We start from the raw sequence: 24084 nt of genomic DNA on the forward strand, positions 1-24084 counted from the left end.
GTACCCTCAGGGGTACGTTGAGGATTTCGATGAGCCGAGAACGAAGCTGGCGGGCTTTTTCAGCATCCTGTTAACAGCCAAGAGCTTGCTTGGCCGCCTTGAGTTCGCCTTCGATGACGGCGCGGATCGTGGCCAACCGCTCCGGCGAGGTAGCCTCGAAACGTAACACGAGGGCCGGCTGGGTATTCGACGCTCTGATCAGCCCCCATCCATCGTCGAATATGGCGCGAACCCCATCGATGGTGACCACATCGCGCATCACCAACTTGGCAGGTCCAAGCGGCTCACGGCTCTTCATACAGGCTGCCAAGCGATCTTGCACATGTTTGACCAACTGGAACTTGATGGAGTCGGACACATCATCTCGAATCTCTGGCGTGACCGACGTCTTCGGAAGATCCGCAACCAAGGCAGAGAGTGGCTGAGTCGTCTTGGCCAGAATCTCCACCAGTCGGCAGGAGGCGTATATCGCGTCGTCATAGCCAAAATATCGATCGGCAAAAAACATGTGCCCGGACATTTCACCGGCCAATACCGCCTGTTCGCTTTTCATCTTCGCTTTGATCAGGGAGTGACCGGTTTTCCACATGATCGGGCGTCCCCCCCGTTTCGCGATATCGTCATAGAGGCTCTGCGATGATTTAACCTCGGAGATGATAGTACTCCCGGGTTTTTCAGCCAGAATATCGCGCGAGTAGACCACCATCAGGCGATCGCCCCATAACACATTCCCCTGCTCATCGATGGTCCCAATACGATCGGCATCCCCGTCGTAACCGATCCCGACATCGGCCTGGTGTTGTTTGACCGCCTGAATCAGATCGTCAAGATTCTCTAAGACTGTGGGATCGGGATGATGATTCGGGAATCTCCCATCAAGATCGCAATAGAGCCCGGTGACGCGGCAGCCCAAGAGCTCCAGCGCCTCCTTGGCCACTAACGCGGCAACACCATTTCCGCAGTCGATGACGACATGCAGGCGCTTGGCATTGACGTGAGCGAAACTCTTCTTGAGATAGGCCAGATAGTCAGGAATGATGGCATGTTCTGACAACGTTCCAGCGCCTGAGACAAACGCGCCGGCCTCCATCACTGCTCGCAGCGCCTGGATCTCTTCTCCATGAATCGCTTCTTTCCCGACGCAGATCTTAAATCCGTTATATTCAGCCGCATTGTGGCTCCCGGTGATCATGATACCGCCGTCGACCGGCAGCTGAAACAGCGAGAAATACACCAGAGGCGAGGGGCAAATACCAATATCTATGACGTTCAGGCCACCGGCGAGGAGCCCACGCACAAGGGACGCGAAGAGACCCGGCGAACTGAGTCGACCATCGCGCCCGACTGAAATCGTCTTGACCCCACGGTCTTTGACATAGGTGCAGTAGGCGCGCCCCACTTGTTCCGCAATCGAATCGGTGAGCTCCTGCCCCACGATGCCGCGCAAATCATATTCGCGAAAGAGTCCCATAGATACCCCTGTGATGTGTGATCAGTGATGGGTGATGAGCATGAAGAGATCCCCGACACTGGCTCTCCACGCATCACTGTTTTGGCGTCCGCCCATAATCATCCTGAAACCGGACAATGTCGTCTTCTCCAAGGTAGGGCCCGTTCTGCACTTCAATGATATGCAGGGTCTCTTGACCGGGATTTTCCAAGCGATGACGGGTTTCGACAGGGATTTCTGTACTATGTCCAACTTTGAGATCGAACACCTCGTCACCCCTCGTCACACGCGCCGTCCCGGTAATCACCACCCAATGTTCGCTCCGTTGATGGTGCATCTGTAATGACAGCCGTCCTCCCGGCTTCACCGTCACCCGCTTCACTTTGTACCCCGGTCCCTCTTCCAGGATCGTATAGGATCCCCAGGGCCGATGCACGGTGAGATGCTCCAGATGCTCCGGCGCTTTCTGCTTCTTGAGAATCTCGACCAACTGCTTCACATCTTGCGCGCGGGATTTTGGACAGACTAATGTGGCGTCCGGCGTATCCACCACCACCATGTCGGTGAGCCCGATCGTTGCCACAAGACGGCGATCCCCATACACAATCGACCGATGGCTATCGATGTCGACGACACGACCGACCAGGACATTGCCGGCCTTATCCTTCGACGCCACTTCATCCAAACTTCCCCAACTCCCGACGTCAGACCATTGAAAAGCCACTGGCACGATCGCAGCTTTCTTCGACTGCTCCATCACACCGTTATCGATTGAGACCGGCTTGAGCACCCGGTAGGCATCGTCGATCGCCTGCCTCGATGCCCCTGTCTGGATCAATTGGCCAATCCGCTCGATCCCACGATAGAGGGCCGGTTGGTGGCGCTTAATCTCGTCAAGAATCACCGCGGCACGCCAAATGAACATGCCGCTATTCCAATAATAGTCCCCCGCGTTGAGATATTGTGCCGCCTTGGTGACATTCGGCTTTTCGACGAATCGGCTGACCGGGTGCCCCTTAAGCGTGCCCTGTTTTTCCAATATTACGTTCCGGTTGGGCTTGATATAGCCGTAACCAGTCTCGGGACGAATCGGCTTGATACCGAATGTCACCAAATAGTCCTGCTTCGCCAGCGTCGCCGCCAACGATACCGCCGCATCGAATGCTCGCTGGCCTTTGACGATGTGATCGGCCGGAACCACTAACATAATCGCGTCTGGATCCCGACGAACCAGCTCTAACGCAACTAAGGCGATCGCCGGAGCGGTATTGCGCCCTTCCGGCTCAAGCACGAAATTATCTGCAAGCGCATCTTTCCATTCACCCAACTGGCCGCGAATGGACTCTGCTTGAGCCGGATTCGTGGAGATCATCACCCGGTCAGGTGCCGACGCACAGACCACCCGGCGCATGGTCTGCTGAATCAGCGTTTCATCTCCCATAATTCGCAGCAGCTGCTTGGGAAATAATTGTCGGCTGAGCGGCCAAAACCTGGTGCCGCTTCCACCAGCCATGATCACGGGATAGAGATGGTTATCCTGTTGGAAGTTCGATGTTCGCCGTTTAAGAGAAGCCATACCCTGAATCTCCTGCCCTATGTGCGCTTTCCTAATCCTATAGCTTTGGACGTTGAGCCTTGAGCTTCCAAAATCATCTCAATGATTTCACGAACCGCCCCCTCCCCACCCTTCTTCTGACATATGTAGTCGACCGCTGCAGCAACCTGAGGCATTCCATCGGCCGGTGTGGCAGAAAATCCCACAGCCTTGAGCGTCTCAAGATCGTTGATATCGTCCCCGATGTAGGCAACCTGGCTGAGCGGGAGCCCATAGCGGGACGCCATCTCACGGACGAGCGACAACTTATCCAGCACCCCTTGGTGCAGCTCGGGGATCGTGAGCTTCTCAGCACGCCGTGCCACCAGCTTCGTCCGCTCCTGCGTGACAATAGCGGTGATTATCCCTGCCTTCTGCAACAGCTTGATCCCCATGCCGTCACGCGTATTGAACTTCTTCCACTCGTCACCAGACTCAGCATAGTACATGCCTGCATCCGTCAACACGCCATCGACATCGGTGGCAAAGAGACGGATCTGACTGAGCAACGTGCGTGAGACTTTCCTAGGCCGAGTTGTTTTTTTCGTTGATGTCCGTTGCACCATCGTATGAGTCCTATCTATTGGCCTGTGCCATCTTACTAACCTTACCTAACGCTGCACACCAAAAACCGAGATGAGAAAAAGCAAATGAGTCAGCAAATATGACCGCCGCCCTCATCCTGGAGTAACGTAAGGGTGAACCGCACCTCATACATCCGCCCCCAAACCGAAAAAACTCGAGAGACAGGGCAGCGCAGATCAATGAATATGTACAGCGTTGCGAGCCGACATTGGAGTATAGGTTGGGACCGCCTCATTGAGTCGGCGAATCAATTCGTCATCATCGCCATGACTCAGGGCAGTCTCGAGATGAGCAATCGCTCGATCTAGACGATCAGATTGAATCGACGGAGGACTGATTGCGCGCCGGATTTTTGCGTGCGCGGTGGGTTCGACTTGCTCAGCTGCTTCAAAGAGCTCTTCGTACAATTTTTCCCCTGGACGTAACCCGCTAAACTCAATCTGAATATCCTGGTCTGGCACAAGACCGGACAACACAATCATGTTCCTGGCTAAATCAACCACTTTGACCTGCTCCCCCATATCCAACACAAACACTTCGCCGCCCCGTCCCAACAGGCTAGCCTGTAGCACCAATTGCACCGCCTCAGGAATCGTCATGAAAAACCGTTTGATCTCAGGATGGGTCACCGTAACCGGCCCACCCCTTCGGATTTGATCCGTAAACAGGGGGACGACACTGCCATTGCTGCCCAGCACATTCCCAAATCTGACCACCGTAAATTTTGTCTGTCCGCTATAACTCAGTCTCTGCAGCAGGTCTTCGGCTACCCGTTTTGTGGCGCCCATGACACTTGTCGGATTCACCGCCTTGTCGGTGGAAATCAGCACGAATCGATCCACGCCACAAGCCAAAGCCGCCTCAGCTACGACTTTTGTTCCAAACACGTTATTGCGAACAGCCTCCTTCGGATTCAGCTCCATCAAGGGCACATGCTTGTGCGCGGCAGCATGAAAGACAAGCTCCGGGTCCGTCTGCCGCAACACCTCGATTACCCGGTCAGGTACGGTGACATCTCCCACCGCCGGAACGATCGTCACGTCAGGAAACTGCCTCCGCAACTCAAGATCTAATGCGTACAGTCCATTCTCATAGCGCTCAAAGAGGATCAATGTGGATGGATGATATCGAGCGATCTGCCTGCAGAGCTCAGACCCGATCGACCCCCCAGCGCCGGTCACAAGCACTCGCTTCCCTTCGAGCAAGGGATGCAACTCCTGCCGATCCATCTGAATAGGTTCACGCTGCAGAAGATCCTCCAAGCTCATCGGCCTGACCTGTCTCAGCGCCTCAGGATTCGCTAGCAGTTGCTTCACGCTCGGCAAGAGCTTGATAGGAACCTTGCATCCCTCAGACGCGGCAAGGATTCGCTGCTTCAACGCGGTCGACGCCGAGGGAATCGCCACAATGATCTCGTGGGCCGCGAGGCCACGCGTCAGCGCGGCAATGTCCTCAATCGACCCCACCACCGATACACCATGAATCTTCATCTTCCGCTTAATCGGATCATCGTCCACTAAACCGACCGGCCGGTAGTGCGAGTTCCCATCGCTCAACATATCCCGCACCAATAACTCGCCGGCATGGCCCGCTCCAACAATCAAGACTCTTCTAGCTGAGGGGCTTAAGACCCGAAGCCATTCACGGAACCAGCGAACAGCCAGCCTAATACCAGCAAGAAACAGTCCGCTGAGCACACCCGTGAGAATAATGACTGAGCGGGGATAGGCGTCCCACCCGAGTAAACCATGCACTACTCCGAAGAACACGGCAGAACTAATAACGGTAGCCCAGAGGATACGACCTAAATCATGGAGGCCGACATAGCGCCACAGCCCTTGCTGAATGCCAAACACAGCAAGACAAACCGAATATATGGCCAATACGATGGGAAGGCCTCTTAAGAACAATCCAAATTGGTCGTGGGGAATATCCCCTTCGAATCGAAGAGCAAAGGCTGCCATATTCGCCACCGCAATAAGCCCGAGCTGTGTGCAGACCACAAGAACTGATCGATACTGCTGCATGAATTGACCATAGCGACCGACGAGACAATGGAACAGGGAGATTAGAACTTTTTGCATAAATGCCACTTACGCTTTCGTTAACGCTCCAAACCTTCCAGCTCGAACTTCCTTAACTGCTTGATTGTATGACGAGTAGCTCAAAACCGCCATTGCCAAAAACACCCAGAAAAGCATCGCCAACGATCCGACCAGCATTTGGTCGAATTGCAGACGTAGAATTAATCCCGCAACACTTCCTATTGTCCCCACAAGCACAATTCTTGACAGCCAATCGTGAGCCTGTCGGTATTCTTCAGCAGTTCGCCACACAATCAAAATAAAAAGCCACCCAAACAGCAACATCCCCGGGATCCCAACATGGAGCGCCATATAGAGAAAAATATTATGTGTCCCTGCATGCGTAATGGAACCATGTCCAGGCCTAACGAATTCTGGTTCCTGGCCATACAGAAGCAAATAGCTTTGGCTTCCATATCCGATTCCAACTAACCAATGTTTGCCGATCTCAGACAGGGTAAACAGCCAAATTTCAAACCTGTGAACCACAGAGGAAAATCCTTTTTTGAGAGGAATCGAATTCGTGATGTCGGCTCCGGCTCCGGTTCCCGCTCCCGCTCCAAAGATGACATTTTCATTAAAAACCAGCAGAACAGCAGCGACCACACATACTGTTGTGACCCCAGCGACAATTCTTGAGGAGGCCGAACGGATGAACCAAGCAATCACCCAACTCTCCGCAACAAGGGCAAGGAGCCCTGCGCGCGACTGAGTCGCAAGCAGGCAGACCATCATCATCCCTACGACAAGCGCACCACCACTTCTTACTTCTAGAGGCCCCTCCCCTAATGCCACAGCCAACCCAAAGGGGATGACCATGACTAGAAATGTTGTCAGCCATACCTCAGCAGGCAGAAACGAGACCACAGCCTGAGGATTTTCGAGATTGAACTGTGTGAGCCCATAAGCAGTGACAATGATGGCTGTAATCCCCATCAACCCCAAAAGAACCTGCCGATAGAGCAGTCCTTTGAAAAAATGGAGTACCGCGTAGAAAACCACCATGTGCTGAAGTAACTTGCCATATTCCTTCGCACTATAGGACGGAGCCACAGAGAATGGGATCGTGAGTCCCACCCAGACGACAAAGGCCAGCAAGGGCAGATCGTACGGTGTCCGAGAATAGAAAAAACACCGGTTGCGAACAGACCATATAACCAGCAATCCCAATAACACCAAAAACCCGTTTCGTTCCACAATAAGCAGCGATTTGAAAGGAAGAGCTGCGATATACACAGCCAGCACCACGCGGATGATGGTGTCGAAGTAGGCCACTTGCTCGGATGGCTGCCTAGCGATGGAGTAAGTCATTGGCACCACGATCCTCTCAAGAACTGGCAGGTCGTATCCGTTGCTCCAAGCCCCTCTTGACCGAAGATGCTTCAACGCACACAACTATTTACAGGGGCTCAGAAGTGAGATCTTAAGATACCGGCTCGGATGGACGGTGCCCAAATCGGACGCCTCAAACGAATCAATTCATGAACGAGGCCAAGCGGCTAAAGTTGCCGATCAATGAAATCCCTCGAATTGATGACAAGAGTCTCATCAAGCAACTGCAAGTCCCCTGTTTGAGTTCAACACGTGCCGTTGCAATATGCTGGGTGAGAACCCGTTGAATTCATATCACTACAGTTTCTTAATACCCCTAATCCTAGTTAGGCACTTTGCGATACGTAACATGAGCCACCATTAGGATTCAATGCGTTACGCCATCCCGACGAAGAACTTTCACGAAAGTCAGCCACAGAATCCAGAGATCGAACCTGAACGACTGTCGGCGCAGGTATTCCGCATCCAGGTTGACTTTCTCAGGGATGGGCAACTCATCACGACCGTTAACCTGAGCCCAGCCGGTTAGTCCAGGCACCAACTCGTGCACACCTTGATTAGTACGCAAGGCAATGAGGTCATGCTGATTGAACAAAGCAGGACGAGGCCCAACAAAACTCATGTCTCCCTTCAGGATACTCCAGAGCTGCGGCAGTTCATCCAAACTCGCCTTGCGTAAAAAGGAGCCGATCGGCGTCACATACATGGACGGATCTATGAGCAGATGCGTCGCAACGGCCGGCGCATCTACCCGCATGCTCCGGAACTTGGGCATTTTGAATAGACGATTCTGGCGACCAACCCGGTCGCTCCAGTACAACACCGGACCAGGTGACGTGACGAGAACGGCAAGCCCGACAACGCCCACCGGAATCAACAACAGCATACTTAGGACCAGAGCAGCGCAAAAATCAAACAACCGCTTCATTAATCGCAAGTTCCTGGCCATCCCGACAAATGGTGAGCTGTGCCCAAGCCATCCCCAGAATGGCGAGGGCGGCGTATACAATTGCCGCTGTGCTGTGCGAGTCAACAGCAACACATACACTTGCCCAAACTAACCAACTTACAAACAAAGTCAGCAACTCTCGTGTTGAGAGCCCGACTTGTCGATGCGCAGCCACGGCCAGACTTAGAGTCGAAACCGCTGTCGCCGTCAATGTTCCGATCGCCACCCCCATGACACCCAAACGCGCGACGAGCAGCATGTTCACCAACAGGTTGCAGAGAAAGCCCAGCGTTGCAGCAAACAACACACGTGACGACGCGCCTGAAACAATGGCCATCTTCACCATAAGCGCTCCGGAAATAGCGAGGGGCAGCTGTAACACACCTATCTTGACGATATTAGCTAAGTTGGTGACCTGCGCCTGAGACAAGCTCCCGGACAGAGCCGCACCGACTAACGGCTCGGCAAACAGCACCGCCCCAACGGCCAACGATCCGCCTATCCAGCCACCCATTACAAGCAGGAAGTACGCGTCGTCCCGCATACCCTTCTTCGCCCCATGCGACAGAAGATGCGCGAGATGCGGCAATACAACAGCAGACGCCCCCACGCTAGCCAGCCCTGAGAGCAACGCCACAATCTTGCTTGCTAGTGCCCATGCCGAAACCGCCCCTGAAGCGACCGAAGCTGCAAACGTGTAGTTCATCGGAATCAGCACCGCAGTCAGCACAGCTGCGCCTACCAGACGCCGGTATGACAAAGTTACCGATCGAAGAACCGGCAAGGCAGGTATGGTAGGAACCAACTGGATACCACAGGCGCGAAGACAGAGCAGTACCCACGCTATATTCAGAATTGTTCCAAACAACATGCCCGCGATCGCCATAACCGCGGCGTTACCAGAGGAAGCGAAGATCAAGGCGGCAATGGTTACTACCGGCACAACTAGCTGCCCAAGCGCCGCCTCTCGTGATCGGCCCAGCGCATTCAGAGCCGCGTTCCCGACGACCGTCCAAGCGGACAGCAGGATGATTGGGGCAAACCAACGCAGTATTGCCGTAGCCATGTCCGCCTGTTCCGATCCGTTGGCGCCAAGAACAAGCCAAACAATCTGTGGCGCAGCGACAACCACCAGCGCTGCCACCGTCCCCAAAAGCATGATGGCGAAACCCAGCATGTGGCGAATCAGCAAATCACGCTGTCCCGCAGACTCGGCCCCCTTAGCCGAGAGGAAGGGCAACGTCAGGGCATCCGCCATTGGCATCGCCAGAAACGTCACGAAAAACATCGGGATCATCACAGCAGTAAAGAATGCGTCGAGCCCCTCGCTCATCCCTAACTGCTTCACCAGCAGCAAATCCCTGGCAAGGAACCCGAGGTAGCACAGCAATGTAACCATGATGACCACCGCGCCGGACGCAGCGAGCCGATCAACTCCGAAAGATAGCCCTCCGCCTTGAGCAGCCTTATCAGCGAACACCTCCACCCGGTCCTCTCCCTCCCTGGCCGTTGTTCGCCGATCAAGGGTTCCGAGAATCAGACTGGCCCAGCCGACGGAGCCACAGAGTAAAAAGAACTGCCAAACCCCAAAACGCTGTCTGTAGAGCGTCCCCACGTTGGGATGAATGTAAGTGAGCATCAGAAGCAAGGTCGTGCAAAATATTATCCCCGCGAGTAGTTGCCGACTTGGCATGCGCAGCACGGTAATCATGATACCGAGGGCAAACACATACCAAATCGCGGTCTCCACGGCTCCTATCAACCTCGGCGCAGACACACGCACGACCCAAGTTTCTGGGAACGGCGCAAACAACCCTACCACTAACGCTCGCGGCATATAGGCCAGAGTGCCCCCTGCATCGTTTGGTAGGCGCTCACCATCAACCTCCGACCCGACGCCGACTGAGCGACCAAATACCACGAAGTGGACCCGTAGCTCGGAAGCTCGTCTAAAGGCCTTATCGATCTCAGACGGCACAATGTCCGTCGTTTTCCATTGCCACTTTTCGCCAGTTTCTGGGTCTAAAAAGGTGCGTAGCGCCACTTTCCCCGAGTCGCCTACAACGTAAGAACCAACGCCTACGTCCAAATCTTTATCAGTGAGCAGAGAAGTGAACACAAGAGCGATTATTGACACAGAAACTATTAGCATCAATTGCTTCGCCAGCGAATGCGCAGTCACCCGCAGCCGTCCAATCACGCCAGGAGCTGTGGCGATCGCGGACGAAACCACCAAGGCACAAACCAGGATAACAGGGAAGTACGGACGAACTAGCCCTACTAACAACGCACCCAAAGCAGCCCGTACGACCAGCGGCATCATGCCTCTAAATGCAATGTCCTGCCTTGAATGCAGATCAAGCCACGCGTCCAGCACAAGCAACGTCCCCGCAATAGCAAAGGCATCCTTATGATTCTGCCCATACCACTGCAGTGCGGAAGGAAACGCCAAGAATGCGATCCCTGCAATGAGGCCACCGAGCATACCGGCATTGCCGGGGCACAAGCGTCCGCCCATTCTATAAATGAGCACGGCACCGGTAGCATGAGCCGCCGCATTGACCGGAATGAACCATGCCGGGTCCGGCCCCACCAATGCGTATATCGCCGCAAGCACCCCAACATTCCCAGCAGCTCCAGGAAATAGCCTCCACTCAGACCAACCGTTTGCACGAATTCGTTCCGCAACCTCGGCAGCAATGTTGTGAAAAATGATGGCATCGTTTGGCAATAAACCATGTCCGGCATGCATTTCCGGGATCAATGGCAACACCACTTTCTGCAGCAGCAACGCCATGAACGAGGCATAAACAAATCCCAAGCACCAGAACAACCGCACTGAAGGATAGCGATAGGAAAGATCACGCATCCCTATATTGAGATCGGTCAGGCCAACCACGCGTTTTATCTGATCAGACTGTTTCACAAAACCCGCTCGTAAAAGGCCCGCCATTCCGCCGTCACAACCGCACTGGAAAATTCCTTCGATACGCGATCCAATGCCTGACTGCCCAATCTTTGCCGCCCAGCACAATCCAAGGAAACACGGAGCATTGCTGCTGCGAGCGCTTCGACGTTGCCAATCTCTACCAATAATCCGGTACGATCCTCGACCACCGCATCGATGACACCATCGATACGGTAGGCAACGGTTGGAATTGCACAGGCCGCCGCCTCAATGACCACGGAACCGAATCCTTCCCGATAACTCGGTAACACGAGAACATCGGCGCTCGCCATATAGCGCTCAGGGCGAAACGTCTGCCCAAGCCACCGCATGCGGCCGGGGCCATGCTCTTTCTGTTTCTCCATCTGATCAAATAGGCACTCCTCATCCGGCCCAACGAGCCACAGTTCCACGCATGGATTTATACCCGCTACAGTCGTGAATGCCTCGACCAAATCGAAGACGCCTTTGTCTCTGGTCAGGCGTCCGACCGAGAGAAACACACACACGTCTCCGGCCGTGCCTAGCTCAGCACGCACCTGATGACACACCTCCGTCTCTGGCCGAAAGCGGCTCAAATCGACACCTGAAATCGAGCCCGGCCCCAATATAGAGATCCCGCCAGACCCGACCACCCTCTCATTATCGAGAAATCGGCACTGTGACGGGCTATCTGCAAACACTTGCGAGGCAGAATGAACAATCATTCGATCGAACGTTTTCAGTACGTACCGAGCAATCCCGCTTCTATTGGCCCAGACCTGGCCGGTGAACGTGTGATGCCGCAGTCGAACACCGGCGAGGCGAGCGGCAAGCATCGCCAGCAGCCCGGCCTTGGGAGTGATGCTGTGCACTGCTGAAAATTTTTCGGCTCGAAAAAATAACACAAGAAAAAGAAACGCCCGCAGGTCCATAAAAACAGAAACTTCTCTCGCAATCTTGAAATCAACCACTCGAATGCGTGAATCGATTTGTTCAGAAAGCGGGTAGAGAGAACGATTCACACACAATGTGACCGAGCAACAATCTGCCAATGCCTTCAAATGCGTCAGCAAGAACGCATTAACCGCAAAAGGCGTAGTCACAACGAAACAAATGGATTTCAACACTTGCACTCGACGACAATATGCACGTCCATACGACTATGAACTAGCACCGCCCCTTTGCTTTAGTGCCCAATTGAACGCCCAGCACATGCCCGGGAGAGATGCCCATTCCCATTCACCGAGACACTCGACTAGCCGAGCACCAGTCCCCTGCTTGAAATCGTACACACCTTTGTTGCCAATCGGGTCAACGCCACTAAGGTCATAGTGCGACAAACCTCGCTGGCGACAATGCTCAAACAGCGCCCAGAGGGTGGCGTGCGACGCATACACTTTTCGCGCGCTTGCGCCTGCTGCCGCCAAGAGATCCCATGCAGTATCACCAAACAGTCCTGCCCCGCGTACCGCAAGCAATCTACCTTCAGCATCAAGACATCGGTACAGCACGAGTCGATCGCCAAGGTTCACCAACATAGCCTCAAGCTCTGCCTCGGAATGCTGGACAGGAATCGACTTCAACTCTTCCATTTCCCGATAAAGTGCTGATATTTCTGTCAGATTCGGACGATTCCACCGTTCAATAAGAAGACCGTGAGAATCAGACCTCTTCAGATTGTGTCGCCAGTTTCGGCTTGTCCGACTCAAGCGTTCAAACTCCTCCTCTTTGAGAGAGTAGAGCATCGTGAGACCGCTGCTCATGTTCACGGAAGGGCGCTTCCAGCCAGTCCTTACTAGGCCCTCCTTTTCCTCCTGCAGGCTTTCCCGAAGCAGACTCATTCGGCAATAGAAAATGCGGCAACCCAATAATTTCCCTAGAACATCTCGAAAGCCACTTTCAAAATGAACAGCGGGCCCAACTGGACCACCCGGGATCCAGCAAACCTGAATTCCCGCACGGCGCTGGGTCAACACGCTTGCCGCCGCCACCACTTGTCCGCGCGAAGTGGCTAGGAGCCGTACCGGCAGCCAACCCGCAACACAGCGAACTTTCCCCCAGCCATGACTTTGATAAAAACCACCACCAAGAGTCTCCAGTTGCTTGTCCCAACCGTCGGCATGTCCCTCGTATTGAATCCAGTTCACCATAGAAAATTGATCAACTGAACATCTTGATAGTACAAGGGGGCCGTCTCCCTAACTGCTCCAGGCAGATCCGGCCACGTGACAAGATCAAATCCCAGCCTATCGGCCATGCGCTGCATAGCACCACGCCCTACAATATTGCTCCTAAATGGATACCCATAAGGCGCACAATAGTCCGGCAACGTGGGGAAAACAGGCATAACGCCAACACGCTCTCCCTCCATAGCACACTGAATATAGGCCTTACGGCGGCGAGCGATTTCTGCGTTACCATCGAACCGCGCCACAGCACCGAGTAGACCAGTCCACGGGTTTGGCGCAGCAGGAATTTCAGATTCAGAAAACGGGTTTGAGAATGGTATCGCACTCCCAGTCTTTTGCTTCCTGATAGTTCTTGCAACGACCGTAGCGGTGCGAAGAAGCCTAGAGCCAACCAGTGGGATTTGACGCATTCTCGACTTCAATGTTTGTGCCGTGTGTATCCCTCCCCCATCAAATAGGAGTTGCTCTGGCAGGCTCGGCATCAGTGAGGCGTCACTAACTAATAAAGCCGCACCATCAGGAACTCTAATGGTTTTTCGAAAACTAAACAACCCCAATTGAGCCCGAGATCCCAGCCAGCAGCCCTTAGGGTCTCGACTCAAATAACCGTGTGCATTATCTTCGATAATCCTCGCGCCCGTCCTTTGTGAGTAGGCGATGAAGGGGGCTAAATCCTGTGCAAAACCGAAGTAGTTAACCGCCAATACGGCCTCTGCCTTGGGCCAATTATTCGGTGAACCAACAGGCAACAGCCCTGAGTCAACCTCATACCAACAAGGCTTTGCACCCAGCATGGCAATTGGCGCGAGCAAGTCTCGGCATATCAACGCGGGCAAAAGTACGCGCTGGCCTGGGCTAACACCGAGCAATGTCAGCGCATCCCGCAATGCATATCGTGCCAGGCTATAGTAGCGAGCTGTATCATTCCCGCCTTGGCGAAAGGGAAAGCCGCTATGTGCCGGCACTTACCCCTCCCGATGGCAAAGACTTCTCAAGAACGATCACCATATCATTACCCCAACCAGCCTGATCAAATGGCGCCAATGTACGCAACATCTCCTTCGCGGCGGAAACTCCCAGACGAGAAGAAAACACCGATGGCAACAAGCCGACCTCAGCTGCAGCACGAAACATTTCAGGATAGGAAAAAGTCACTTGTCTAACGACAAGTAACCCATGGCGCGCAGCATAAGCTAGGACATCTTTTGGTCTGAAGTGATACAGATGAACCGGCAACTCCACACAGTCAGGCGCCAGCCGATAAATCAGGCCGTCATAGTTTGGCACAGCTATCACAGCCCGCCCGCCCGCCTGAAGATGCGCAGCGATAAAAGTGAAATAATCGGTCGGGGAATGAACATGCTCTAAGGACCAGTTCATCCTGATCAGCCCGAAAAATTCCGAATCAGGAACCTCCGTAATGTGTGCCCAACATCGTACTCCTGCCTCGGCCAATGACCTTCTCGCCACATCGGAAACCTCGATGCCTGCCACCTCTGTCCATCCCCGACACGCCAGTAAAGAGCTTTGTCCTCCCCAGTAATGTGCGTGCCACCCAGAGCCACATCCGATATCCAGAAAGGCTCCGCCATTCCCAGCACGATAATGATCCAACACCGGGTCGCTGATCCTGGGTCTAATACGGGCGGCGATCCGTCGAGCCACCGGAGGCAGTATCGATACGACGATCGCCAACGGGGAGTTGGCCAACAGATCCAAGGCTCTATCCAGCCACCGGCGCCACGCAGAAGGGGAAACATGAAATGCATAGCCTGCAGCGTAGTAGCGCCCGATCTCATCTTGACCGGGCCTAGGGTTGGTATACTGCAGTCCGCAACATAGGCAGCGGACAATGAAAAACACTTCATCGGTTGTCCGGTGCAAGAGATCCGTTTGACGAGTCACAACCTCGGATTCAGCACTACCGCAAAAGTCACAATTAACAAAGTCCATTCAAACTGAGGTCCAAGTAGATAGGTGCTTCTCGCAGAAAAAACATTCCCCCACCCTCTTCGCAAGCTGCCTGAACCAGAATCGACAGCACACGCACAACATCGGGAACCGTTCCGTCTTGTGCTGTTTCATAGTTTGCAATTCGCTCAACTACCTTGGTTGAGCTTCATTACTTCTATCGTGTCGAAACGCTTAGAAACGAGCCCCTGCACAATACCTGCAAGTTTCGCCAGATCGAGTGCAACAGCCAACCCAGGGGCAATTACTAGCGTCTCAGGGTTTTGTCCCCACCAAGGACGATCCTTACTGCGGCGCACAGGATCAATCACGCCCCGAAACGTCACATATACGAGAAATGCCCAGGCCCCGACTGCAGTCCCTGAAAATAGCGCGCTGTACACCAATGGAAGCCCCAGGAGACACAACATCTGCTGACGTAACCGAACTCCTGCCACGACGCTACTATACTCAGCCATTTTCCACTTACGGAGAGCCTGTCCCCAGCTCGATGTAAAATGTGTGTAATGCACGATTGCATCCGGGCAAATATCCCTTTCTCCGTAGCGGTCAAACAAGCGATTGCCCCACACGAGATCTTCGGCCGCCCTTAGATGCTCGGGGAAAAACCCAATCTCATCGAACACCCGGCGATGAAACAGTGATGCCGGAATCACGGAATGGACTGAACCTTGGCCATACGACAATGCACAGACTGCCCGTTCAAATCTTGCTTCGGCTGAGAAGTGACAGACCCCGAAGACAGCCAAGGAATGGTGATCCTGTGCCTGACAACATAGTCTTTCGAGCCACGCCGGCTCCGGCTCAATCCCTGCATCGATAAATGCGATCCATTCGCTGCTCGCAGCACGAACTCCCGCGTTCCGCCCCGCACCAGGCATGGCGCCAGGAACTGCCAACACCTGACAAGCCCCGCCCTCCCACCGTTCCTCCCGCCACCACTGTTCAATGAGGGCCGCGCTTCCGTCCGTCGACCCGGCATCGGAAAAAATCAATTCCTTCGGACGATGCGTCTGCGCCTTAAGCGCGGCAAGCAATTGCGGCAGCGAGTCCGCTTCGTTGAGAATAGGAACAACGACCGTCACGTCACAGCTCATAGACAGGCGGGATCCTTTGTGAGCCAGCGACGCCAATCCCAGTCGCCATGCAATTTTTGACGAAACACCCGCAGGGAATCGCCTCCCAGCACTTCCGTTCTTCCAAGCATGAGGCGATCTCTCTTGGCATCGTTGACGTATGCATAGCTGGACGCCGCCAACCGGTACCCTGCCGCCGCGACGGCATCGCGAACGCAATGATTCGCCGCTCCGTAGGGGAAGGCCATCGTGCAGACTTCGCGGCCAATCGTATCTTCGAGATAGCGTTTACTTGAATGCAATTCGTCCCGAAGTTGCGCGTCATCGCATTCCGATAGCGCCACATGGGTGGCGCCATGCGCACCGATCCGTACTCTCGGCACAGCCGCAAGCTCGCGCAGTCCAGATGGCGTCAGAAAGCCGGGACGGCTATTCCTAATAAAGTCCGCCGTCACAAAAACCGTAAATGGCAATCCTCTCGCTGCGAGTATCGGGGCTGCGACATCAAGGTTGTCTGCATACCCGTCATCGAAGGTGATGGCGATCTGAAGCTCCGATTCAATGCGCAGATCGGGATCAAGCCCGACGACACGCCCGACATACAGCTCTGACAGATGATTCATCTGCTGCTCAAACAAATCCGGGCGGATGGAGAACAGCCCGCGCCCATCGCCCAACGCGGGAGACCCGATCGCATGGTAGAGAAGGATACGCAAGCCGAGCCGTGACGCGAGACAACAGCGGCCGCAGGCGACCATCTCGGAAACGGCACACGCGATGGCCCTGCGCATGCTCACAGCAAATCACCACCCGTCATGGTTGGCGACCGCAGGCATTCAACAACATTGCGACATAAAATTTCGGCACAAGCGGATACGTCGCTACGGCCTTGAGAAAATACGGCCAGGCAGCAAAGAACTGACCACAATCTTGTAGACCACGCGCACCGCTGTAATAGATCAGCGCCAAGCGACGACGGGTACGCAATACGCTCGCCCCGCTTCCGCCCGCTTGGCCGGCCAGGTGATGTTGAACGACCGCCATGACGGCCTCCATGTTGCGCAGTGCGACGCGACTCTGATTGCCCTCATGAATCAGGTATTCGCCAAGAATATCGGTCACAAAACCAATCTTCGCACCGGCTCCTGCCAGCTTAAGCCACAACTCATAATCCTCAGCGGTAATGAAGGCGGCGTCTTCGCTGAAGCGGCCGACTCGTTCCACGAACTCGCGCTTGACGACGACCGCGGATGTGGAAATACAGTTCCCCTCGTACAGTAGCGCACTATATGTGGCGCGCGCTTCCGGGCCATACGCGACGATGCGCGTCCGGTCGGCGGGGCCGATCCACTTTTCGGCATGACAGACCATATCAAATCCTTCCTCCAGACGCCGCAGGCATCGGTCAAGCTTCTCCCGATACCAGATGTCGTCGGAATCGAGGAATGCGATGTAGGGGGCGGTTGTCAGGGAGATGCCATAATTGCGTGACGCCGCGATAACTCCCTGATTGGCGAAATTGACAAAGCGAATTCGGGGGTCGCGGTAAGACTCAATCACCGAGACCGTGTCGTCCTGAGAATAATTGTTGACGACGATAGCCTCCCACCTGGTGAAGGTTTGTGCGATGACGGAATTCAACGCTCCGCGCAGAAACTTTGCGTGATTGTAGGTCGGAATGACGATGGAAACGACTGGCGCCTGCATGACCCCAGTCATCTGCCGAACGCACCCATACAGAAACTCAAGGTCGCGTCGATCTCCTGATGTGCCCGTGAAGTCAGCGAAAACCCGCTTGACTGAAGCTTCTTGGAGGAATAGTTCAACGGCTCTGGCAACGGACCGGAGGGGTCCGGCCGAATGATCGGCAGATCCTTGCCGGTCAACGCGTTCCAGCGAGCCGCCACCGCCTCCGTCATCGAAAAGACTGATTCAACAGCATCCCCGCCGAGGTTGAAGAGGCCGTCGCCGAGTCGAGTGGGTTCGACTTGCAATACATGCAGCACCGCGCGGGCCACGTCTTCCAGGGTGATGAAATCTCTCAATTGCGTTCCTGCCGTGTGGAGCTTCAGCTCTCCCGTCTCAGCTGCCTGCCGGCACAGATCATTCACCAGCAACATCCAACAATTGGCCTCTTTTGACACCGGTGCGCCAAATGCGTTCGAGAGTCGCAGGACGATGCCCTGGATTTGCCCGCGCTGACCGGCAGCCAACACGGCATACTCCCCCGCAAGGTGCGACGTCGCATAGGGATGCAGATTCCGAGGACAGGTGTTCTCCGTGATTGTGCCCACCAGAGAACTGGCATACACATGGGCCGTAGAGAGATAAATAAACCGCTGCACGCCCGTTCGAATTGCTGCGGCCAACAACCGGGCGGTGGCCAAGCCGTTAAACTCCAGTGCCGACACCGGATCCGCCGCACAATCTTGAGCATTCATGCCTGCCGCATGAATCACCACATCCACGCCACGGCAGCCGCGTTCCAATGCGGCAGCATCATGCCAGTGCAGTTGCACCACTTCCGCCTGGGGCAACCACTCGGGGGAGCTGTACGCTTGTCGAGTTCCGAGAACGATTGAATAGCCAGCTCGATGCAAATGCTTGGCAACCCGCCCGCCCACAAAACCGAATCCTCCTAGAACAAGTATACGCATGGATTCAATCTACACAGCCCAGGGCGCGCCTTTAGCCCACAGCGATTCCAGCAACTCGTGGTCTCGCTTGGTATCCATGCAATGCCAGAAGCCGTCATGGCGATACGCCATCAACTCACCGGCTTGGGCGGCTTGCTCCAACGGCTCACGCTCTAACAAGGTGCTATCCCCGGCGATCAGATCAAAAAATGCCGGCTCGATCACAAAATATCCTCCGTTGATCCAGCCCTCGTGCAACTGCGGCTTCTCCTTGAAACTCGACACCCGCGCGCCATCCAGCTCCAACTCCCCGAATCGGGCCGCCGGGCGTACGGCAGACACCGTGACCATCTTGCCATGGCTTCGATGAAAGGCCAGCAGCGCCTGCAGATCAATGTCGGCGACACCATCCCCGTAGGTCAACATGAAGGTCTCATTACCGATAAACGATTTCATGCGCTTGACGCGACCGCCAGTCATGGTGGCGTCGCCCGTGTTGACCAAGGTCACCCGCCAATCGACAGAGTCGGTCTGATGCGGCCTGACGGTACCCGAGACAAGATCGATCGTAAAATCCGCATTCAGCGCCCGATAGTTGAGAAAATACTCCTTGATCACCTCGGCCTTGTAACCCAGCGCCACATAGAAATCCTTGTGCCCGAAGTGAGCATACGTCTGCATGATGTGCCAAAGAATCGGTTTGCCGCCGATCGGCACCATAGGCTTGGGAATCACGTCAGTGTATTCGGCCAGGCGCGTGCCAAAGCCGCCAGCGAGAAGGATGACTTTCATAAATTAATTCCAACCATAGGGGATCTCTGTCACCGCACGACGCTCGACTTCATTGGGATCATGGGGGATGCTTGCAATGTTTAACACCAGGCTTTTGGGCGCGGCCAGTCCCTGAAAACCAAACCAGATGCCAGGAGGAACAGTGATTCTCGCGTAGCCATCTACCCCGATCTCTTCCACCCGAAACTCATTCCCGCCATCCAAATGAAACACAAACCGCACCTTCCCCAAAGGAACGATCAGATTCATCGTCATTCGCGCATGGCGCTTCCAAGCCTTCACTGCCCCCCCTGCCACCCAGGAAAAGTAGGCTTCCCCGAACCCCGCATAGCCGGCATCGCTCTGCTTCATGGCGTGGAGCACATCCCCGCCGGCTGTCTCAATCCTCGCCAGGGGTGTCAGCACCACGTCGTCGAGGGTCATTGCGCCCACGCCAATCCTCTTTGTTTCGCCATCGCGCTATAGGCCGCGATGTGCGCATTCGTGGTAGCTGCAATCTGCCGCGGCTCTTGGTAATACACACGGTACCATTCTGCCGTCATCCGTACCGTATCCTCAAAACCCATCACGGCATGCCAGCGCAAGTGGTGCAGGGCCTTGTCGCAATTGAGCTTCAGCAACCCGGACTCATAGGGCCCCGCCGATGCTTGCGACGCATCCCGCCAGCGTACCTGATCCCAGTGCACCGCCATCCGCTGCACCAGTTCCAACACGCTGTGATTCTGCTCCGCGGGAGGGCCGAAGTTGAACGGCTCACCATGCAAGTCTTGCCGTTGCGTTAGCGCCATGGCAAGATTCAAATATCCGCTCAGCGGTTCAAGGACATGCTGCCATGGCCGCGTTGCCTTGGGGTTCCGTAACTCGACCTCTTGATTGACCGACCATGCCCTCACGCAATCCGGCACGATACGATCTGCAGCCCAATCCCCCCCGCCGATCACATTCCCCGCTCGGGCTGAGGCAATGCGCACTTGGCTAGTGGCCTTGGAGAAGTACGACTTAATATAGGAGCGAATCGCCAGCTCGGCAGCCCCTTTGGATGCGCTGTAGGGATCCGGCCCGCCCATCGCGTCAGTTTCGCGATAGCCCCAGACCCACTCCACATTGTCGTAACACTTGTCGCTGGTGACGATCACAGCAGCACAAGGCTTATCCAACGCCCGTAAGGCTTCAAGCACATTCAGCGTACCCAGAACATTGGTCTGCCAGGTTTCAATCGGCTCAGCATAGGAGCGCCGGACCAAAGATTGCGCCGCGAGGTGGAACAGAAAATCCGGCTGAGCGGACACGATGGCACTCTGTAACGCGGATCGCTCGCGAATATCGATCCGCAAATCGGTCATGCCATCCCCCAGGCGAGCGGCGGAAAAATGCGATGGATCGCTTGGCGGATCGAGGGCTATGCCGACAACCTTCGCTCCAAGCGACTTAAGCCATGCGGCAAGCCAGGAACCTTTAAAGCCGGTGTGGCCGGTGACAACAACATTTTTACCGTTAAAAACTCTTGCGGGTGTCATAAATACAAATCCTGATCGAAACAAGTTTGACGTACGCCAGCAGCCTGACACCGTCGAATAAATATATTCATTCGACGGTCTCGAGTATGAGTTTCTTCCAACGGGGCAGGCGGGCGTCGAGAGTAAAGAAATCTTGCTTCTTTCGCCTCAAACATGAGGTGGCTGCAGCAGAAATAAGAGCACTAGCCAAATCCTCTGGGGTACTGGCGAACGAAACGCCCTCTCGTCCACGCAGGGGACTCAGGTTGAAGGTATTCGGGTCCCGGACCGAAATCACAGGTATGCCGGCACAATAGGCCTCGACGGCGGCCGAGGTCATCTCACTGGTATACGCCACATCACATTCGGATAGCAGTGTAACCATAGGGGCCATCGTCACCGTCATGCGAACACCGGGATAGTCCTCTGGCTTGATCGGACAGGCTGGGTGAGGCTTTACCGTAATGACCGTCCCCGCTGGCAAGGAGGGCACTGCCAGCTTCAGCAAACACATTTGTACCTGTGTACTGCTCAACAGGTAATCGCCAAGCACAAGCAGGCGAAGTACTCCCTTCATCGGCGTTGAATCGGTTCTTGGCGCGGCACTGAACCCATCAAGATACAGATAGCGCAGGGCCTCTACCTCATTCAATTCATCCGCCGGATAACCACCGGCAAGATAAGCCTGCATGGCAGCGGCTCCATTGAGCGCGACCTGATCTGGCAACGGCATGGGGTGATCGGCCTGTCGCTTGTAACTCCTCGGGTCGAAAAAATACCGTAAGTCCCAGAAACGTACAGTGGAATGGGGGCATCCAACAAGCTGTCCCTGACCCGACGCCGTCCATGCCTGTCTCAAGCCACATTCCCAACCTTGATTTTCCTGAAGATACACCCCGATCCGCTGCCTGGGCAAAGACTTCATTGCAGACTCAAACAAGTTCAGGTTCAGGCAATTACTGATAGCGGTTGGGCCAACCATCGATTGCCGCCAATCATCTGCAAGCAAAGGCCAAAGCGCAAGCCCCCCGCTGGTCGTTACAGAAACCGGTTTCGGCAACTGCCTGCAAGCCCAGGCAATCTTGAACCAATCCCGGAGCGTCTTCAAGACAACGCGTACCGTCAAAAATGCATCAAGAGTGATATGGACCTGCGCGCCTAATGCCGCTTTGTTGAATTCGCGAATAGTGGACGCCGCTTTACCGGCACTAGGCAGTACACTATCCTTCACAAACAGATGCAGCCAGTTGGTTTTGCAGCCTTCACGCTGTAGGGTATCTGGGAGATGCGCCCAATACCGGCTCTCGTATCGTCCCTCTGTTACGGCACTCGGCGCCAAATTAAACAGGTAGGAGAAAAAGGTCACCTGTCCTTCCGTCTGCTGCCATCCCTTAAGACCGACACCCCGTAAAGGCCAACGAATAACCACGTAACGAACCAACCAAGCCCAAGCCTGCAGAGCAAGCGGCAGAGAATTGTATATACGTCGCATCCACGACAACTGCGCGACTGGCTTCGGCAGATATTGCCACGTGAATGCCACACCAGCCTTTGCACACCACAATCGCATACACTCGGCCAGAGGTTGATTGGCGCTCGCAAGTGTAACGCGGCCCAGGGCTCGATCAGTCGCCCAATCGTCAAAAGTCATCATACGAATGGCATCATCAATCTCTGGAGACCCTCCGTAGTTGCACTTTCCCGAAAGCAAAGTCATCCACCAGTAACTGAACCCGGGGCGTAACTCCAGATGATCGAGCAGTCGCCTGCCACTGATTGATGTTTCTCCTAGCTCATAAATCCAAGCCAGAAACCTACTTCGAAGAACCTCCGCATTGGCTTCGACCAGCTTTGGGATTGAGGAGGCATGTGGCGTAGCGGCATCGCCGAAACTTCGCCAAAGCACTATCATCCAATCACCAACTGGCGGTGCCCCTTGACCATCCCACACAACTACGCTAGACAAGCTATCACCGATCTTCTGCAAGCTGTACTCAGGCCTTCAAGGCCTGCATCAAGCATTCGACCTTCTTGAAGTCATTTTGAATTTTGCCAATTTGCAGCGAACCGGAATTGGCTCGCGTGAGAAATACATTGCATCAGAGTGAAGACCGCTCACGACCTGGGTGCAGTTGCGGGCTTCAACTTCAGCAGCATCCTTGATCTCGATTGCCAGATTAACCACTTGAATAGCCGAATTGGCCAGCATCGCTTGTAGTGCTGCCCGGTAATAGTGACCACGCTCTAGTCTCCACCGGCAACGGTAACAATTTCACCAGTTATGTAGCTGGCATCTATTGAGAGGAGGAAACCCATGGCGGCTGCGACTTCCTCCGGTTTTCCAGGTCGATGCATCGGAATCTTTTGAATCCGATCGGCGATTTCCTGAGCTGAGCGACCAGATTGCTGCTGCGGGCTATGGACGAACCCGGACCGCACTCCATTAATACATAGGCCTGACTTTGCAACATCCCTCGAAAGACCACGCATTGACGTCTCCAAGGCTCCTTTAGCTGCAGCGTAATGGAGGCTACGCGGCGAACCACCGTACTTAGCCGCGATCGAGCTGAGATACACTATGCGGCCTTCACCACGTTCCTGCATCTCGGGAATTACCAATCTGGTCAAGACGAACGGGACTACACAGTGCTCAAATACTGCCTGTTGCCAGTCCAACACTGAGGTTTCTTGCCATGCCTGCCAAGGAACACGCCCTCCGCACAAAGCCATACCATGAAGGGTGCCCATTTCAGAACGAACGCGGTCCAGCAACTGAACACACGACTCTTCGGAATCGAGCGGCGATTGAAGACAAACACCACGGGCACCACCCTGCTCAAGGCTTTCTTGCAGATGTTCTACCGCCAACCGGTTTTTACAATACTGCAATCCAATCACCACACCAGGCCTTATCAGTCTACGAACAAGAGCAGAGCCGATAGTCCCCGACGCACCGACGACGAGATACGTTTCTGGATTTGCAGTTTGCTGAGTCACAGTG

The 24084-nt window shown here is 54.7% G+C and carries 20 protein-coding genes; all 20 read right to left on the reverse strand.

All coding sequences use genetic code 11. The features are described from left to right. Positions 1-70: 70 nt before the first annotated feature. The 20 genes from Q7U76_17890 to Q7U76_17985 all read right to left on the reverse strand — a co-directional run bounded on the left by Q7U76_17890 (position 71) and on the right by Q7U76_17985 (position 24080). Positions 71-1471 (reverse strand): phosphomannomutase/phosphoglucomutase, encoded by a 1401-nt coding sequence (locus tag Q7U76_17890; protein ID MDO8358252.1) that lies wholly within the window; start codon positions 1469-1471, stop codon positions 71-73. A gap of 73 nt (positions 1472-1544) precedes the next feature. Next, positions 1545-3026, reverse strand: a complete 1482-nt coding sequence (locus Q7U76_17895; protein ID MDO8358253.1) for a mannose-1-phosphate guanylyltransferase/mannose-6-phosphate isomerase — start codon at positions 3024-3026, stop codon at positions 1545-1547. 17 nt (positions 3027-3043) lie between these two features. Further along, on the reverse strand, positions 3044-3553 hold the full coding sequence (locus Q7U76_17900; protein ID MDO8358254.1) for an HAD hydrolase family protein: 510 nt from the start codon (positions 3551-3553) through the stop codon (positions 3044-3046). Between the two features lie 252 nt (positions 3554-3805). Continuing rightward, positions 3806-5713 carry a nucleoside-diphosphate sugar epimerase/dehydratase gene (locus tag Q7U76_17905; GenBank protein ID MDO8358255.1) on the reverse strand — a complete coding sequence of 636 codons (1908 nt, stop codon included), beginning with the start codon at positions 5711-5713 and terminating at the stop codon, positions 3806-3808. A 9-nt stretch (positions 5714-5722) separates the two neighbouring features. Then, positions 5723-7024: an O-antigen ligase family protein gene (locus tag Q7U76_17910; GenBank protein MDO8358256.1), complete on the reverse strand. Its 1302-nt coding sequence runs from the start codon at positions 7022-7024 to the stop codon at positions 5723-5725. A gap of 388 nt (positions 7025-7412) precedes the next feature. Beyond that, the gene (locus tag Q7U76_17915; GenBank protein MDO8358257.1) at positions 7413-7973 is read right to left on the reverse strand and encodes a sugar transferase; all 561 of its coding nucleotides are present in this window, start codon (positions 7971-7973) and stop codon (positions 7413-7415) included. Further along, positions 7957-10920 (reverse strand): lipid II flippase MurJ, encoded by a 2964-nt coding sequence (locus tag Q7U76_17920; GenBank protein MDO8358258.1) that lies wholly within the window; start codon positions 10918-10920, stop codon positions 7957-7959. Before Q7U76_17920 ends, Q7U76_17915 begins: the two co-directional genes overlap by 17 nt. Next, positions 10917-12026 (reverse strand): glycosyltransferase, encoded by a 1110-nt coding sequence (locus Q7U76_17925; protein MDO8358259.1) that lies wholly within the window; start codon positions 12024-12026, stop codon positions 10917-10919. Before Q7U76_17925 ends, Q7U76_17920 begins: the two co-directional genes overlap by 4 nt. A gap of 57 nt (positions 12027-12083) precedes the next feature. Beyond that, entirely contained in the window at positions 12084-13073 is a 990-nt protein-coding gene (locus tag Q7U76_17930) for a peptidoglycan bridge formation glycyltransferase FemA/FemB family protein (GenBank protein ID MDO8358260.1), read from the reverse strand. Beyond that, on the reverse strand, positions 13067-14077 hold the full coding sequence (locus tag Q7U76_17935; GenBank protein ID MDO8358261.1) for a DegT/DnrJ/EryC1/StrS family aminotransferase: 1011 nt from the start codon (positions 14075-14077) through the stop codon (positions 13067-13069). The genes Q7U76_17930 and Q7U76_17935 overlap by 7 nt, the downstream gene beginning before the upstream one ends. Continuing rightward, a complete protein-coding gene (locus tag Q7U76_17940) occupies positions 14064-15065 on the reverse strand; it encodes a methyltransferase domain-containing protein (protein ID MDO8358262.1) in 1002 nt (333 codons plus the stop codon). Before Q7U76_17940 ends, Q7U76_17935 begins: the two co-directional genes overlap by 14 nt. 146 nt (positions 15066-15211) lie before the next feature. Then, entirely contained in the window at positions 15212-16168 is a 957-nt protein-coding gene (locus Q7U76_17945; GenBank protein ID MDO8358263.1) for a glycosyltransferase family A protein, read from the reverse strand. An 8-nt stretch (positions 16169-16176) separates the two neighbouring features. Then, complete coding sequence (locus Q7U76_17950) at positions 16177-16950, reverse strand: polysaccharide deacetylase family protein (GenBank protein MDO8358264.1); 774 nt, start codon at positions 16948-16950, stop codon at positions 16177-16179. A 22-nt stretch (positions 16951-16972) separates the two neighbouring features. Next, complete coding sequence (locus tag Q7U76_17955; GenBank protein ID MDO8358265.1) at positions 16973-17866, reverse strand: glycosyltransferase; 894 nt, start codon at positions 17864-17866, stop codon at positions 16973-16975. An 8-nt stretch (positions 17867-17874) separates the two neighbouring features. Then, a complete protein-coding gene (locus tag Q7U76_17960) occupies positions 17875-18816 on the reverse strand; it encodes an SDR family oxidoreductase (GenBank protein ID MDO8358266.1) in 942 nt (313 codons plus the stop codon). A 9-nt stretch (positions 18817-18825) separates the two neighbouring features. Next, positions 18826-19587, reverse strand: a complete 762-nt coding sequence (gene rfbF, locus Q7U76_17965; protein ID MDO8358267.1) for a glucose-1-phosphate cytidylyltransferase — start codon at positions 19585-19587, stop codon at positions 18826-18828. A 3-nt stretch (positions 19588-19590) separates the two neighbouring features. Continuing rightward, the gene (locus Q7U76_17970) at positions 19591-20010 is read right to left on the reverse strand and encodes a dTDP-4-dehydrorhamnose 3,5-epimerase (GenBank protein MDO8358268.1); all 420 of its coding nucleotides are present in this window, start codon (positions 20008-20010) and stop codon (positions 19591-19593) included. Continuing rightward, positions 20007-21104: a CDP-glucose 4,6-dehydratase gene (rfbG, locus tag Q7U76_17975; GenBank protein ID MDO8358269.1), complete on the reverse strand. Its 1098-nt coding sequence runs from the start codon at positions 21102-21104 to the stop codon at positions 20007-20009. The genes Q7U76_17970 and rfbG overlap by 4 nt, the downstream gene beginning before the upstream one ends. 67 nt (positions 21105-21171) lie before the next feature. After that, positions 21172-23070: a hypothetical protein gene (locus Q7U76_17980; GenBank protein MDO8358270.1), complete on the reverse strand. Its 1899-nt coding sequence runs from the start codon at positions 23068-23070 to the stop codon at positions 21172-21174. A gap of 257 nt (positions 23071-23327) precedes the next feature. Continuing rightward, positions 23328-24080, reverse strand: a complete 753-nt coding sequence (locus tag Q7U76_17985; protein ID MDO8358271.1) for an SDR family oxidoreductase — start codon at positions 24078-24080, stop codon at positions 23328-23330. Positions 24081-24084 lie beyond the last annotated feature (4 nt).

The sequence above is a fragment of the Nitrospirota bacterium genome (genome assembly GCA_030645475.1).
Taxonomy (GTDB): Bacteria; Nitrospirota; Nitrospiria; order Nitrospirales; family Nitrospiraceae; genus Palsa-1315.